Below are 12,946 nucleotides of genomic sequence, written 5' to 3'. Positions count from 1 at the left end.
GGAGTCGCGACACCCAAGGGGGGCTTAGCGCCATGAGCCAGGATTCCACCGCCGTCGTCGCGGACGCCGGCCGGAAGCTCGCAGGGCGCCGCCGCAGGGAAATTGTTGCGGTGCTGCTCTTCAGCGGCGGTCCGATCTTCGAGAGTTCCATTCCACTCTCCGTGTTCGGCATTGACCGGCAGGACGCGGGAGTTCCACGCTATCGACTGCTCGTGTGCGCCGGGGAGGACGGTCCACTGCGGACCACCGGCGGGCTCGAACTGACCGCGCCGTACGGGTTGGAGGCGATCGCCCGGGCAGGCACGGTCGTCGTCCCGGCCTGGCGCTCCATCACTTCGCCGCCACCGCCGGAGGCGCTCGACGCACTGCGTCAGGCGCACGAGGAGGGGGCCCGGATCGTCGGGCTGTGCACGGGAGCCTTCGTGCTCGCCGCCGCCGGTCTGCTCGACGGCCGACCCGCGACGACGCACTGGATGTACGCGCCGACGCTGGCCAAGCGGTACCCGTCCGTCCATGTCGATCCGCGCGAACTCTTCGTGGACGACGGCGACGTGCTGACGTCCGCGGGCACCGCGGCCGGAATCGACCTGTGCCTCCACATCGTGCGCACGGACCACGGCAGTGAGGCGGCCGGGGCACTGGCCCGCCGACTCGTCGTGCCGCCGCGCCGCACCGGGGGCCAGGAGCGCTACCTCGACCGGTCGCTGCCGGAGGAGATCGGCGCCGATCCGCTCGCCGAGGTCGTCGCCTGGGCGCTGGAACACCTCCACGAGCAGTTCGACGTGGAGACGCTGGCGGCGCGCGCCTACATGAGCAGGCGCACCTTCGACCGGCGGTTCCGTTCGCTGACCGGCAGTGCGCCGCTGCAGTGGCTGATCACCCAGCGGGTGCTCCAGGCACAGCGGCTGCTGGAGACCTCCGACTACTCGGTCGACGAGGTCGCCGGGCGCTGCGGCTTCCGCTCGCCGGTCGCGCTGCGCGGGCACTTCCGACGGCAGCTGGGGTCCTCCCCCGCCGCCTACCGCTCGGCCTACCGGGCGCGCCGGCCGCAGGTCGACGTGCCGCAGGTGTCGCAGCTCTCGGACGGGCCGGTTCCGCACCAGCGCACGCCGCAGCCCCAGCGGGCCGCGGCCGCCCTGGCGGCCACCGGACCGTCGGTGACCGAGCTGTACTCCCCCGGCCGGGTGCTGCGCGAGCACGCGTAGTCCCCACCGGGCGTACACCGCCGAACGGCAGGTCCCTCCGACCCTTGATCAGGGCCGGGGGGACCTGCGCGTTGCGGCGGGGGCGCACTCTGGCGCACACCCGCGCCCTCCGGGGGGCCCGTAGACGGGGAAGCTCCGCATAAGGTGGGACGCATGAACGATCGCATGGTGTGGATCGACTGCGAGATGACCGGGCTCTCGTTGGCGGACGACGCACTTATCGAGGTGGCCGCACTGGTCACCGACTCGGAGCTCAATGTGCTCGGCGAAGGCGTGGACATCGTGATCCGCCCGCCGGACGCCGCCCTGGAGACCATGCCCGACGTGGTGCGCGAGATGCACACCTCTTCCGGCCTGCTCGACGAACTGGCGGCCGGGACCACCCTGGCGGACGCCGAGGCCCAGGTCCTGGCCTACGTACGGGAACACGTCAAGGAGCCGGGCAAGGCCCCGCTGTGCGGGAACTCGGTCGGCACCGACCGCGGCTTCCTGCTGCGCGACATGGCCACGCTCGAGGCCTACATGCACTACCGGATCGTGGACGTGTCCTCGATCAAGGAGCTGGCGCGCCGCTGGTACCCGCGGGCCTACTTCAACAGCCCGCCCAAGAGCGGCAACCACCGGGCACTCGCGGACATCAAGGAGTCCATCGCCGAGCTGCGCTACTACCGCGAAGCGGTCTTCGTCCCGCAGCCCGGACCGGACTCGGACACCGCGCGCACCATCGCCGCGAAGCACGTCATCCCCGCTGAATAGCGGCCCAGCGGGCGGGTGCCCACGGGCCGGCGAAAAGGTGGGAGCGAGCACCCTCTCGGACCCTGTACCCTTTTAATCGGCCGGTCGGGATTCCCGCCGGGCATGGTGGGTGTAGCTCAGTTGGTAGAGCACCTGGTTGTGGTCCAGGTGGCCGCGGGTTCAAGTCCCGTCACTCACCCTGTTGAAGGGCCCTGGTACGCGCGAGCGGACCGGGGCCCTTCGCGTTGGCGCAGGCACCGAACTCCTCCCTGTGGTCCTCGACCCAGTCGGCGAAGGAACGGGCCGGGTGCCCGGTGAGCAGCTCCACGGACCCGGATATGGGCGCGGGGACCCCGACCCCGGCGGCCCAGTGGGCCAGGAGCGCATCGGCGTACGGCCCGGGGAGAAACGCGGCGACCGAGTCCTTCCACGCCTGCGGGGTGACCTCCTCGTGGGGCACGGGCCGCCCCAGCGCGCCGGAGAGCACCTCCAGCTGGTCCAGGAAGGTCAGCGACCGCGGCCCCGTGAGGGTGTGGGCGCGGCCGGCGAGCTCCGGGTCGGTGAGGACGGCGAGGGCGGCCTCGGCGAGGTCCGCCTCATGGACGGGATCGCTGTGCGAGCCGGGGTGGGGCAGCCGCACCGGCGCCCCCGCGCGGATGGACCGGGCCCAGCCGAGGGCGTTGCTCGCGAAGGATCCGGGGCGCAGCAGCGTGGTGCGCAGCGGCGCGGCCAGCAGGGCCTCCTCCACGGCGAGGTGGGACGCGGCCAGCGCGTTCTCGCGGGCGCCGGGGTCCAGGACGCTGGAGGAGGACAGCAGCACGACGTGCTCCACTCCGGCGCGGACGGCTTCCCGGGTGAAGGCGTCGACCTGCTCGGCGGCGGCGTACAGGAACACCGAGCGGATGCCTTCGAGGGCGGCCGGGAAGGTCGCGGCATCGGTCAGGTCGCAGTGCACGGCCCCCGGGGGCGCACCCGTGGGCTCGCGGGAGGCGAGCCGGAACGCGGCGCCGCGCTCGGCGAGGAGGGCGGCGAGACCTCGGGCGACGGCTCCGCGGCCTCCGGTGATGAGGACGGTCATGACGGTGGGTCCTTTCCCATGGGGTGATGCGCCTCGGTGATGCGCTTCGGTGATGCGCTTCGGCGGTGCGCCCGGGTTACGATGAACACGTGGCGCAGATTCTGTGCGACACACCCTCTGCGTCACACAGTTAAATTTGGAGCACGGAGATGCCGATGTCAACCGATTCACTTCCTTCGGGTGATTCCCCGGCCTGGAGCCGCGCCGAGCTGCTCGCGCGCGTCATCACCGAGAGCCAGCGGCACTACGCCGACTACTCCCTCTTCAGCCAGGCCATGGCCGACCACGTCGGCCTGCACCCCACCGACCTCCAGTGCATCGCGCTCCTCGACATCGAGCCCGGCCCCGTCAGCACCGGCGACATCGCCCGCCTCACCGGCCTGACCTCGGGCTCGGCCACCCGCCTCGTGGACCGCATGGTCAAGGCGGGGATCGTCGAGCGGCGGGCCGATCCGCACGACCGCCGCCGCTCCCTCGTCGCCCTCGCCCCCGAGGCCCGCGCACGCATCGGCGCGGCCTGGGAGACCCCGGGCCGCGCCTTCGGTGAGGTGTTGGCGAGCTACTCGGACGCGGAGCTGCAGGTCATCGCGGACTACCTGCACCGCGCCGCCGAGGTCGGCCGCGCCCAGGCCCACCGCCTCGCCTCGGGCGCGGCCGACGCACCGACCGGCTGACGACCCTCAGCCGCTCGTCAGCCGCTCGTCGCCTTCAGCGCCTCCAACCCCTTCGCCAGGTCGTCGCGGTTCATCACGGGAGAGATCTCGACCTCCGCGTTGAACTGCAGGAAGAGGTCCTCGCCCACGGGCGGCAGCTGCGAGCTGTCCTGCATGTCGAAGACGAGCCAACAGGTCCGCACCCCCTCCGACAGCCCGAAGTAGGCGGCCTCCGGCTTCAGGGTGTCCATCATCCTGCCCACCGCCGCGGGCAGGGCGCCGCTCTTGATGCCCTCGTTGGCGGCGACCGTGTCGAAATGGGCGCGGAGCATGACTCTCATGCGTGACTCCTTCCGTCACGCCCACACTCGGCGCGCCCACCCGACCCGGCAACACATCCGCACCCGTCAGTGGCTCCCGCCACCGCCGCCCGCGGCGCCCGCGCCCTGGATGTGGAAGTTGAATTCGGCGTGCCCCAGGGAGCCCATCAGCCGCAGCCAGATCGGCAGCAGCATCTCGGTGCCCCGCGCGGTCTCGATCCCACCGAGGTCGAGGACGGCCGCCTGCGGCCAGCCGAAGGAGTACAGCAGCTCCCGCACCTCCTTCTTCGCCTCCGCGTCGTCCCCGGAGACGAAGACGTGGTGCTCACCGGCGACCCGGCCCGGGTCGACCATCACCGCGCACTGCATGGTGTTGAGGGTCTTGACCACGCGCAGCCCCGGGTGGGCGCGCTGGATCTGCTCGCCGAGGCTGTCGCTGTCGACCGGGTCGAGGCCGGGCGGGAACCCGCGGGAGAAGTCGAGCGGGTTGGCGATGTCGATCAGCACCTTCCCCTCCAGGTGGGCGGGGTCCACCGTGGCCAGTGCCAGCAGGCTGGCCCGTCCGCCGGTCGCGTTGACGAGCACGTCGGCCCCTTCCGCGGCCTGCGCGAAGGCGGCCAGCCCCACCTCGGGGTGGGCCGCCTGCCAGTCGGCGTAGGAGGGGGCCGCGGGGTCCTCGCTCGTGTGGGCGAGCGTGGCGGCCGGGTCCCGGGTGCCGATCACCACGTCGTGGCCGACGGAGACGAGCTTCCCCGCGAGCGTCCGGCCGACGATCCCGGTACCGAGGACTGCGTAGCGCATTTCGGACTTCCCTTCGTGGAACGTGAGTTGAGGTCGCAACGCCCTGAAGGTAAGGGCTGACCGGGCCGCGGCACCAACAGGATGCGGCCCCTCCGTCAGCCGAGGATCCCGATGTCGTAGAGCAGCCGGTACTTCGTCGGGTCGTCGGGGAGGAACCAGTGGAACCCCTCCTCGAAGAAGACGGCCACCACGTTCACCGCGATCACCGCGCCGAGGAACCACAGCGCGAACAGCCCCACCGTCCGGTACGGCCCGTCCTCCGGCACCGCCCGGTCCGCCGTCGCGTGGGCGAAGGCGAGGACGATGCCGATCGCGACCACCGAGGCCTGGAAGAGCACCCACGCCCAGACGTACAGGTGCAGGCCGAGGACCTCGCTCCCGTACCCCTCGTCCCCCGGCAGGACGTGCAGCATCGTCTGCCGCCAGGAGGCGAAGGAGCCGGCGATCACCGCGACCAGGGCCAGCCCCCAGCCCGTCATGTAGTCCCGCCCGGTCACCGCCCCCGTGCTGATGCCCGTCCGGATGATGTACGCGGCCCCCATCGCGGCCAGCAGCATGAACATCCGCTGCACGATGCAGAGCGGGCACGGGTACTCCCAGAGCCCGAACTGGAAGAAGAGGCCCCCGCAGACGACCCCCGTCCAGCCGATGGCGAAGACGCAGGCGAACCAGTACTGGACCCGCCCCAGGAGCCCGCCCTCCAGCGGGGCCTCGGGCATGATGCTGCGCATCGTGGCCACGGTCAGTAGCTCAAGGTCAGGGCGAGGCCGCTGGTGATGTGGTGCGCCATCAGCAGGATCACGGCGAGCAGCATGACCCACCAGGCCGCGAGCACGATCGTCCGGGACGAGTCCCGGCACATCGCGATCATCGTGGCGAGGAGGCCACCGAAGATGAGGGTGTCCATGCGCCGGACCGTACCGATCGCACGCCGCGCCCCTCACCAGGCGCGCCCCCGCCCGCCTGCGGTTACGTCACTTGCGCCGCCCCGGTACCGTCCCCCGCCCCCGGCGGCCCCGCCCGCACCCGCTCCGCCTCACCTGCTCCGCTTGCGCCGACCGCCCCGGCGGCCGCGCGCGCCGGCCGACCCGCCGCGGGTCCGCCCGTCCAGCGCGATCCACACCCGCACCTCGGTCCCCCCGAGCACCGAGCGCCCCAGCCGGACGTCCCCGCCGGTCGATTCCGCGACCCGGCGCACGATGTCCAGGCCCAGGCCCGTGGACCCGTCCCGGCCCCCGTCGTTCCCGCGCCGCAGCGCCGCGTCCGGGTCGACGATCCCCGGCCCGGCGTCCGAGACCAGCACGATCACCGCGTCCGTCGCGTCGTGCACGTCCACCGCGAAGGGGGTGCCCTCGGGGGTGTGCCGGAAGACGTTGCCGAGCATCGCGTCCAGCGCGGCCGCCAGCTCCGGCCGGGCCACGGGGATCCGCACCACCCGGTCCACGCCCGCCAGCCGCACCTCGCGGCCCTCGTCCTCGGCCAGCGCCGACCAGAAGTCCATCCGCTCCCGGATCACCTCCGAGGCGTCGCACCCGCCGCCCGAGAAGCCCTGCGCGGCGGTCGGCCGCTGCTCGCGCGCGGTCCGGATGATGGTGTCCACCTCGCGCTCCAGCTGTTCGACGGCGGCCCGGGTCTGCTCGGCCGCCGGGCCGTCCCCGAGCGAGGCAGCGTTGAGCCGCAGCACCGTCAGCGGTGTGCGCAGCCGGTGCGAGAGGTCGGCGGCCAGCTCCCGCTCGCTGGCGAGGAGTTCCACGACCTGGTCCGCCATGGAGTTGAACGCGACGGCGGCCGAGCGGAGTTCCTTCGGCCCCTCCTCGGACACCCGCGCGCCCAGCTTCCCCTCGCCGAGCCGGTGCGCGGCGTCCGCGAGGCGTTCGGCCGGGCGCACCAGGCGCGCGCCGAGCCGGTCGGCGACCGCCACCGAGCCCACGATCAGGGCGAGTCCGACGCCCGCGAGGACCAGCCAGGCGGTGGTGACCCCGTTGCTGACCTCGCTCTCGGGCACGTAGATCTCGATCACCGCGATGTCGCCGGAGCCGAGGGCGGTCGGCTGGAGCAGCGCCGAACCGCCGCCCGGCACCGACGTGGTCATCCCGCGCCCGTAGCCGCGGGTCTCGGCGACCGCCTGCGCTCCCGCCCAGCCCGCGCCGCTCTCCCCGGGCCCGCCGATGTCCACCGCGGCGGCGCCGGCGACGGCCGGGACGTGCACGGCCATCCGGCGCGCCGCGCCCATCTGTGTGGACTCGACGGCCTTGCGCAGCTGGAGCGGGTCGGTGGTGATGGAGAGGGTGGGGCCGATGGTGGCGGCCTGCCGCTCGGCGTTGGAGAAGGCCCGGTCGCTGGCCATCTCCCGGACGACCAGCCCGAGCGGGACGGCGAAGGCCGCGACGACCATGGTGGTGACCGCGAGGCACACCTTGACGAGCGCCCACCTCATCGCGGGCCGCCGACACGGTCGGGGCTCACAGGGGCGGCTCCAGCTTGACGCCCACACCCCGCAGCGTGTGCAGGTAGCGCGGGCTGGCCGCCGTCTCGCCGAGCTTGCGGCGCAGCCAGGACAGGTGGACGTCGATCGTCTGGTCATCGCCGTAGGACTGCTGCCACACCTCGGCCAGCAGCTCCCGCCGGGCCACGACCACCCCGGGCCGCCCGGCCAGGAAGGTCAGCAGGTCGAACTCGCGCCGGGTCAGGTCCAGTACGGCCCCGTCCAGCTCGGCCTGGCGGCGCAGCGGGTCGATGGCCAGCCCGCCCACCCGCAGCACCCGCGAGGGCGGTTCGGCGCCGGTGGCGGCGCGGGAGCGGCGCAGGACGGCGGCCATCCGGGCGGAGAGGTGCTCGACGGAGAAGGGCTTGATGAGGTAGTCGTCGGCCCCGTCGTTGAGCAGTCGGACGATCTCCGCCTCGTCGTCGCGCGCGGTCGCGATGATCACCGGTACGTCGGTGATCCCGCGCAGCATCTTCAGCGCCTCCGAACCGTCCAGGTCGGGCAGCCCGAGGTCCAGGACGACCACGTCGAAGCGGTGGTGCGCGACCTCGCGCAGGGCCTCCAGGGCGGTGCCGACGCTCCGCACGGTGTGGGAGGCCTCGGTCAGGTGCCGGATGAGGGCGGAACGTACGAACTGGTCGTCCTCGACCACGAGCACACTTGCCATGAGCGGCACCGTACGCCATTCGAGGGACCCCCGGAGCCCTCGGGCCGCCACTCGATCGGGTGGTGCAGTATGGCCCCTGATGCATCGAGGACTTGTCCACGCACTGGCCTGGACGCTGGCGACCGGAGCAGCGGTGACGCTCTCGTGGTGGGGCGTGCACACCGTCATGTCCGGTACGGCCTACGATCCTCCGCGCGCCGTGCCGCTGACCGCGCTGCCGCGCTCCTCCTCGACCGGGGACGCCCGTACGCCCGCCCCCGCGTCCGCCACCCCGTCCTCCCCCGCCGCGTCGCCGAGCGCGTCCGCGTCCACCGCGGCCCCGTCACCGAGCGCCCGGACGTCCTCGCCACCGCCGCGGGAGCAGTCGTACGGCCGGCCCGCGGGCGAGGACGGCGGGAGCGTGCGCAGCTACGCGGTCACGGGCGGCCGGGTCGTCTTCGACCTCGGTGGCACCGCGGGCCAGTTGGTCTCCGCGACCCCGGACGCGGGGTGGCGGATGCAGGTGTGGAAGCAGTCGCAGTGGATCCGGGTGAACTTCACCCGGGACAACCGGGCGGTGTCCGTCTTCTGCACCTGGAACGGGCACCCGCCGCTGGTCGAGGTCGTCGACGGTTAGGGCGCGTCCTGTGCCGCGCGCCCGGCCGCGTCAGTGGCGGCGGGTGTCCGTGACGGTGTAGGCGCCCCCGAGCGCGTCCGCGTCGGGGGCCCAGGTCGAGCACATCGGCAGTTCGGGCTGCCCGTCCGGGGCCGGCGGGGTGATCCCGATGCGGGTCGCACCGGCGCCCGGCGCGGGGACGTGGAAGCTCAGCCCCATGCGGGCGGGCCGTTCGCGGTTCAGGAAGATCTGCCAGCCCGGACCGGCGTCGACGATCCTGCCGGTCACGGCCACGTCGGGGCCGTCGACGCGTACGCAGTCGACCGTGAAGTCGCCCCAGTTGAAAGACGCGGGCTCGCCGTCCTTCGCGCCCATGGAGTGCTGGATGCGGAAGGTGCCCCAGGAGCGCGCCGGCCCGGTCCGACCGCCCCGCGGGGTGAAGAGGCCGTGGGCGTCGACGAAGATCTGGATCTCGTCCCGCGGGTCGGCGTAGTCCATGCGGGACCACCCCGCGATACCGGCCACGCCGGGGGCCGTCGCCGCCGCGGGACGGCCGTCGGAGGGCCCGGGCGCGGCGCTGGCCGGCACGGGGGCGCCGGTCGCCAGCACGGCGGCGAGGACGAGCGGGGCGGCTGTGCGCGACGTCGGCTTGATCATGGTGGCGTCTCCCCCTCAGGAAGTGGTGTCGCCCCCGATCCTGATCGGCCCGCCCGCCGCGGACGTCGCCCACGGGTATGACGGGCCTTCCCTCCCGTGGGTGAGGGCCGATCAGCGGAAGACGGACGGCGGCGGCACCGGCGAGGCCACCGCGGCCGCGTCGGCCACCGGCGCGGCTCCGCCCGCGAAGGCGGCCAGTTCGCGTCCGTGCTCGACCCGCCCCGGATGCGGGTCGCTCGCCACCCGCCGGGTGAACTCGGCCACCGGGAGCTCCCGGTCGGCGGCCACGAGCACCGCGTTGCCGAAGCGCTTGCCCCGCCAGACCACCGGGTCCGCGGCCATCGCCAGCTGCTCGAACCGGGAGGCGGCGGTGGCGATCTGACCCCGCAGGTGCGTGAGCGGCGGACCGTCCGCGAGGTTGGCGACGTACCACCCGGTGGGGTTCAGCACCCGGCGTACGTCGTCCAGGAACTCGGTGCTGGTCAGGTGCGCGGGGGTGCGCGCGCCGCCGAACACGTCGGCGATCACCAGGTCCGCCCAGCCGTCCGGGACCTTGCCGAGCCCGGCCCGCGCGTCGGTGGTCCGCACCCGGACCCGCGCCTGCGGGTCCAGCGGGAGGTGGGCCCGTACGAAGGCCACCAGCCCCGCGTCGATCTCCACGACCTGCTGGGTGGAGCGGGGGCGGGTGGCCGCGGTGTAGCGGGCCAGGGTGAAGGCTCCGCCGCCCAGGTGCAGCACGTTGAGGGGCTGGCGGGCGGGCGCGACCAGGTCGATGAGGTGCCCGATCCGGCGCTGGTAGGAGAAGTCCAGATGGCGCGGGTCGTCCAGGTCCACGTGGGACTGCGGGGCGCCGTCGATCAGCAGGGTCCAGGCGCGGGCGCGCTCGCGGTCGGGCGCCAGCTCCGCCGTGCCGCCGTCGACCGGTCCGACGAGGGGCCCGGCGGCCGCCGCGCGTCCGCTCCCGCCCGCACTGCCGCTCCCGCTGCCGCCCCGTTCGCCGCGCTGCCTACCCTTTGCCATGCCGCCATTATGGCGTCGTCCCAGATCACGAGCCCGTCACCGCTGCCTCAGCGGCAGTTGTCGGCGGCCTCGATCAGCCGGGCCGCCTCGCCGAGGGCGGCGCGCAGCACCTCCGGATCGGTGACCGGACCGGTGGTGTCCGGGGGCAGCAGCCAGCCGGTGCCGCCCGCCGTGGGGGATTCGCCGAAGAGCCGGATCCCGCGCCCGTTGGTCTGCGTACAGGCGCTGCCCGGCAGGTCCCAGCCGTCGGCGGTGCCGGGCGGTACCAGGAAACCGAGGGTGTCGCCGGAGCCGTCGTGCAGGACCGGGCCCACTCCGCTGTCCCGGGCGGCGGCGCGGCGGATGATGTCCACCGCCTCCAGCCCCTGTCGCGCGGGCACAGTCACCAGGTCCGGGGCCGGGACGCCCGCCGGGGTTCCGGTCGGAGCCGTGCCCGGCTCGGTCGCGGTGTTCGTGCCACTGGTCTCCATGCCGCCCTCCAACAAGGGAACCCCTCCTCGATGCGCGTGCCGGCCGGGAGTCTCCTCCCGGTCCGCATGGTTCAACGCACGGAGTCGTCAACGGGTGCGGCGACAAGGCGCCGCAAAGGATGGCAGTTCATGGCGGATCGCGGGTGAGATATCCGTTTTGTAGGCAAACACCGTGTGGGTCGACCCTCCCTGGCGGTACGTTCGTGCGCGCCGGGCCCCAGATCGCCGGCAGCGTTCCTCGCCAGAGAGGTCACGTCCATGGCGGCGTCCCCCCACTCACCCAACTCATCGTTCCGACGCCTCCGGGGACAGCGTTCCCCCGCCGAGTTCGCGGGCATGGTGCGCCGGGCGGCGAAAGAGATCGGAGAAACGGTTTCCTGCGACGCCCGCTACATCGGTCGGGTCGAGTCGGGGGAGATCCGCTGTCCCAACTACGCCTACGAGCGCGTGTTTCTGCACATGTTTCCCGGGCACACGCTCACCGATCTCGGCTTCTCCCCCCGCGAGGCGGTACGCGGCCGGTCCGCGCACCGGGTCCCCTCGCCCCGGATCCCCTCTCCACCCCTGTCCCTGTTCCCAGGCTTCACGCATTCCTCCAAGGAGAGCGACGTGCTGCGTCGCGCATTCATGGCGGGTGGCTCCGCGACCGTCGCGGCGGCCGCGACGCTCAGCCTCCCCCTCCTCGGCGCGGGCCGCCGGGTCCCCGCACGGGCCGGCGAGGCCGAGGCCGCGGCGGTCGAGGACGCCGTACGCCAGATCCGCCTGCTGGACGACCGGCACGGCGCGGACGCCCTCTACCGCAAGGCCGCCGAACCGCTGCGCACCGCCTACGCGCTGCTGGACGCCGGCGCCACCCGCCAGTCCACCGAGGACCGGCTGCACGCGGGCGCCGGCGAGCTGGCCATCTCGGTGGGCTGGCTGGCCCACGACTCGGGCCGCTTCGAGGACGCCCGCTCGCACTACGCGGAGGCCCTCGCCACCGCCCGGGTCTGCGGCGACGCGGCCCTGGAAGCACACGCCTTCAGCAACGCGGCCTTCCTCGCCGGGGACCAGGGGCGGCCCCGCGAGTCCGTCCGGGCGGCCCAGGCCGGTTCCCGGGCGGCCCGCAACCTCGGCTCCGCCCGGCTGCTGTCCCTGCTGGCCCTGCGCGAGGCGGGCGGCTGGGCCGGGATGGCGGACCGCAGGTCCTGCGAGGACGCGCTGACCCGCGCCCACACCCACTTCTCGCGCGGCCCGGCCGCGGCCGACCCCGAGTGGATGTCGTTCTTCGGCGAGGCGGAGCTGGAGTTCCTGGAGGCCCGCTGCTGGGCGGCGCTGGGCGAGTACTCCCGCGCCGCCCGGCACGCGCGGCGGGCCGCCGACCTCCAGGACCCGCACTTCGCCCGGAACGTCGCCCTCTACACCTCGGAGCTGGCCGACGACCTGGCCCGCGCGGGCGCCCCGGACGAGGCGGCCTGGGCGGGCCACCGGGTGCTGGACCTGCTGGCCGAGGTGCAGTCGACCCGGGTCGAGTCGAGGCTCTCCGGCACGGCCCGCGCGCTGGTCCCGCACCAGCGCTCACCGCGCGTCGGCGCCTTCCTGACCCGGCACGCCTCGACCTGACCGGGGCCCGTCCGCGCCGTCGCCCGGGCCTACGCGTCCAGGTGCCCGGTGTCGTTCCAGCGCTCCAGCGCCGGGGCTCCGTAGGCCCAGCCGAGGACGGACAGCGAGGTCGGGTCCAGCTTGATCCGGGCGCCGAAGGAGATGTCCAGGCCGAGCCAGCGGGCGGCGAGGGCGCGCAGGATGTGGCCGTGGGCGAAGATCAACACGTCGCGTTCGGACGAGCGGGCCCAGGTGACCACCTCGTCCGCCCGCGCGGAGACGTCGGCGATCGTCTCGCCGCCGCGCGCCCCGTCGCGCCAGATCAGCCAACCCGGCCGGACCGCGTGGATCTCGGCCGGGGTCATGCCCTCGTAGTCGCCGTAGTCCCACTCCATGAGGGTGTCCCAGGGCATCGCCTGGAGCCCGAAGCCGGCGAGGTCGCAGCTCTCGCTCGCGCGGATCAGCGGGCTGGTGCGGACCTCGATCCCCGGCAGGCCCGCCCAGGGGTCGCGGACCAGGCGCTCGCCGAGCAGCTTGGCGCCCCGCTTCCCCTCTTCCAGCAACGGGACGTCCGTACGTCCCGTGTGCTTGCCGGACAAGGACCAGGCGGTCTGTCCGTGACGGGCCAGCAGGATGCGGGGGGCCATGTCGTTTTCTCCCGGTCCGTGAGGGTTCACAG

General features: G+C 73.7%; 16 protein-coding genes and 1 tRNA gene. 6 read left to right on the top strand and 11 right to left on the bottom strand.

The annotated features are described in order from the left end of the window. The first annotated feature begins 32 nt into the window (after positions 1–32). The 3 genes from ACZ4UB_RS21770 (at position 33) to ACZ4UB_RS21760 (ending at position 2,139) form a co-directional block, all read left to right on the top strand. Positions 33–1,205 (top strand): helix-turn-helix domain-containing protein, encoded by a 1,173-nt coding sequence (locus ACZ4UB_RS21770; RefSeq protein ID WP_354382488.1) that lies wholly within the window; start codon positions 33–35, stop codon positions 1,203–1,205. A gap of 153 nt (positions 1,206–1,358) precedes the next feature. Beyond that, entirely contained in the window at positions 1,359–1,961 is a 603-nt protein-coding gene (orn, locus tag ACZ4UB_RS21765; RefSeq protein WP_468072332.1) for an oligoribonuclease, read from the top strand. A gap of 105 nt (positions 1,962–2,066) precedes the next feature. Beyond that, positions 2,067–2,139 (top strand) — tRNA-His (locus tag ACZ4UB_RS21760). Here the strand turns inward: ACZ4UB_RS21760 and ACZ4UB_RS21755 are convergent. Further along, entirely contained in the window at positions 2,131–3,018 is an 888-nt protein-coding gene (locus ACZ4UB_RS21755; RefSeq protein WP_468072330.1) for an NAD(P)H-binding protein, read from the bottom strand. The two genes, ACZ4UB_RS21760 and ACZ4UB_RS21755, sit on opposite strands and share 9 nt — an antisense overlap. Before the next feature lie 155 nt (positions 3,019–3,173). Between ACZ4UB_RS21755 and ACZ4UB_RS21750 the strand changes: the two genes are divergently transcribed. Then, positions 3,174–3,692: a MarR family winged helix-turn-helix transcriptional regulator gene (locus tag ACZ4UB_RS21750; RefSeq protein ID WP_468072328.1), complete on the top strand. Its 519-nt coding sequence runs from the start codon at positions 3,174–3,176 to the stop codon at positions 3,690–3,692. Between the two features lie 17 nt (positions 3,693–3,709). Here the strand turns inward: ACZ4UB_RS21750 and ACZ4UB_RS21745 are convergent, their stop codons facing one another. From ACZ4UB_RS21745 to ACZ4UB_RS21720, 6 genes are all read right to left on the bottom strand, one after another. Next, complete coding sequence (locus tag ACZ4UB_RS21745) at positions 3,710–4,012, bottom strand: hypothetical protein (protein WP_468072326.1); 303 nt, start codon at positions 4,010–4,012, stop codon at positions 3,710–3,712. Positions 4,013–4,078: 66 nt separating this feature from the next. After that, on the bottom strand, positions 4,079–4,792 hold the full coding sequence (locus ACZ4UB_RS21740; protein ID WP_468072324.1) for an NADPH-dependent F420 reductase: 714 nt from the start codon (positions 4,790–4,792) through the stop codon (positions 4,079–4,081). Between the two features lie 95 nt (positions 4,793–4,887). Further along, positions 4,888–5,523 (bottom strand): disulfide bond formation protein B, encoded by a 636-nt coding sequence (locus ACZ4UB_RS21735; protein WP_354382494.1) that lies wholly within the window; start codon positions 5,521–5,523, stop codon positions 4,888–4,890. An 11-nt stretch (positions 5,524–5,534) separates the two neighbouring features. Continuing rightward, positions 5,535–5,699, bottom strand: coding sequence for a DUF5993 family protein (locus ACZ4UB_RS21730; protein WP_354382495.1), 165 nt, complete (start codon positions 5,697–5,699; stop codon positions 5,535–5,537). Between the two features lie 129 nt (positions 5,700–5,828). Next, positions 5,829–7,229, bottom strand: coding sequence for a sensor histidine kinase (locus ACZ4UB_RS21725; RefSeq protein WP_468072321.1), 1,401 nt, complete (start codon positions 7,227–7,229; stop codon positions 5,829–5,831). 25 nt (positions 7,230–7,254) lie between these two features. Next, positions 7,255–7,944 (bottom strand): response regulator transcription factor, encoded by a 690-nt coding sequence (locus ACZ4UB_RS21720; RefSeq protein WP_468072319.1) that lies wholly within the window; start codon positions 7,942–7,944, stop codon positions 7,255–7,257. 79 nt (positions 7,945–8,023) lie between these two features. Between ACZ4UB_RS21720 and ACZ4UB_RS21715 the strand changes: the two genes are divergently transcribed. Continuing rightward, the gene (locus ACZ4UB_RS21715) at positions 8,024–8,560 is read left to right on the top strand and encodes a hypothetical protein (protein WP_468072317.1); all 537 of its coding nucleotides are present in this window, start codon (positions 8,024–8,026) and stop codon (positions 8,558–8,560) included. A gap of 30 nt (positions 8,561–8,590) precedes the next feature. Here the strand turns inward: ACZ4UB_RS21715 and ACZ4UB_RS21710 are convergent, their stop codons facing one another. The 3 genes from ACZ4UB_RS21710 to ACZ4UB_RS21700 form a co-directional block, all read right to left on the bottom strand. Next, entirely contained in the window at positions 8,591–9,196 is a 606-nt protein-coding gene (locus ACZ4UB_RS21710) for a hypothetical protein (RefSeq protein WP_468072315.1), read from the bottom strand. Between the two features lie 111 nt (positions 9,197–9,307). Further along, the gene (locus ACZ4UB_RS21705; protein ID WP_468072313.1) at positions 9,308–10,216 is read right to left on the bottom strand and encodes a spermidine synthase; all 909 of its coding nucleotides are present in this window, start codon (positions 10,214–10,216) and stop codon (positions 9,308–9,310) included. A 47-nt stretch (positions 10,217–10,263) separates the two neighbouring features. Next, positions 10,264–10,686 (bottom strand): hypothetical protein, encoded by a 423-nt coding sequence (locus ACZ4UB_RS21700; RefSeq protein WP_468072311.1) that lies wholly within the window; start codon positions 10,684–10,686, stop codon positions 10,264–10,266. Between the two features lie 258 nt (positions 10,687–10,944). On the opposite strand from ACZ4UB_RS21700, the gene ACZ4UB_RS21695 reads away from it, so the two are divergent. Beyond that, positions 10,945–12,288: a tetratricopeptide repeat protein gene (locus ACZ4UB_RS21695; protein WP_468072309.1), complete on the top strand. Its 1,344-nt coding sequence runs from the start codon at positions 10,945–10,947 to the stop codon at positions 12,286–12,288. A 29-nt stretch (positions 12,289–12,317) separates the two neighbouring features. Here the strand turns inward: ACZ4UB_RS21695 and ACZ4UB_RS21690 are convergent, their stop codons facing one another. Then, positions 12,318–12,914 carry a histidine phosphatase family protein gene (locus ACZ4UB_RS21690; RefSeq protein WP_468072307.1) on the bottom strand — a complete coding sequence of 199 codons (597 nt, stop codon included), beginning with the start codon at positions 12,912–12,914 and terminating at the stop codon, positions 12,318–12,320. Positions 12,915–12,946 lie beyond the last annotated feature (32 nt).

Source organism: Streptomyces sp. NPDC028419 (genome assembly GCF_055565515.1).
This window is presented reverse-complemented; position numbering and strand designations above follow the sequence as displayed.

Excerpts from the sequence above, each read along its gene's own strand:
- ACZ4UB_RS21770 (WP_354382488.1), top strand. The coding sequence starts at position 33 with ATGAGCCAGGATTCCACCGCCGTCGTCGCGGACGCCGGCCGGAAGCTC.
- orn (WP_468072332.1), top strand. The coding sequence starts at position 1,359 with ATGAACGATCGCATGGTGTGGATCGACTGCGAGATGACCGGGCTCTCG.
- ACZ4UB_RS21755 (WP_468072330.1), bottom strand. The coding sequence starts at position 3,018 with ATGACCGTCCTCATCACCGGAGGCCGCGGAGCCGTCGCCCGAGGTCTC.
- ACZ4UB_RS21750 (WP_468072328.1), top strand. The coding sequence starts at position 3,174 with ATGTCAACCGATTCACTTCCTTCGGGTGATTCCCCGGCCTGGAGCCGC.
- ACZ4UB_RS21745 (WP_468072326.1), bottom strand. The coding sequence starts at position 4,012 with ATGAGAGTCATGCTCCGCGCCCATTTCGACACGGTCGCCGCCAACGAG.
- ACZ4UB_RS21740 (WP_468072324.1), bottom strand. The coding sequence starts at position 4,792 with ATGCGCTACGCAGTCCTCGGTACCGGGATCGTCGGCCGGACGCTCGCG.
- ACZ4UB_RS21735 (WP_354382494.1), bottom strand. The coding sequence starts at position 5,523 with ATGCGCAGCATCATGCCCGAGGCCCCGCTGGAGGGCGGGCTCCTGGGG.
- ACZ4UB_RS21730 (WP_354382495.1), bottom strand. The coding sequence starts at position 5,699 with ATGGACACCCTCATCTTCGGTGGCCTCCTCGCCACGATGATCGCGATG.
- ACZ4UB_RS21725 (WP_468072321.1), bottom strand. The coding sequence starts at position 7,229 with ATGAGGTGGGCGCTCGTCAAGGTGTGCCTCGCGGTCACCACCATGGTC.
- ACZ4UB_RS21720 (WP_468072319.1), bottom strand. The coding sequence starts at position 7,944 with ATGGCAAGTGTGCTCGTGGTCGAGGACGACCAGTTCGTACGTTCCGCC.
- ACZ4UB_RS21715 (WP_468072317.1), top strand. The coding sequence starts at position 8,024 with ATGCATCGAGGACTTGTCCACGCACTGGCCTGGACGCTGGCGACCGGA.
- ACZ4UB_RS21710 (WP_468072315.1), bottom strand. The coding sequence starts at position 9,196 with ATGATCAAGCCGACGTCGCGCACAGCCGCCCCGCTCGTCCTCGCCGCC.
- ACZ4UB_RS21705 (WP_468072313.1), bottom strand. The coding sequence starts at position 10,216 with ATGGCAAAGGGTAGGCAGCGCGGCGAACGGGGCGGCAGCGGGAGCGGC.
- ACZ4UB_RS21700 (WP_468072311.1), bottom strand. The coding sequence starts at position 10,686 with ATGGAGACCAGTGGCACGAACACCGCGACCGAGCCGGGCACGGCTCCG.
- ACZ4UB_RS21695 (WP_468072309.1), top strand. The coding sequence starts at position 10,945 with ATGGCGGCGTCCCCCCACTCACCCAACTCATCGTTCCGACGCCTCCGG.
- ACZ4UB_RS21690 (WP_468072307.1), bottom strand. The coding sequence starts at position 12,914 with ATGGCCCCCCGCATCCTGCTGGCCCGTCACGGACAGACCGCCTGGTCC.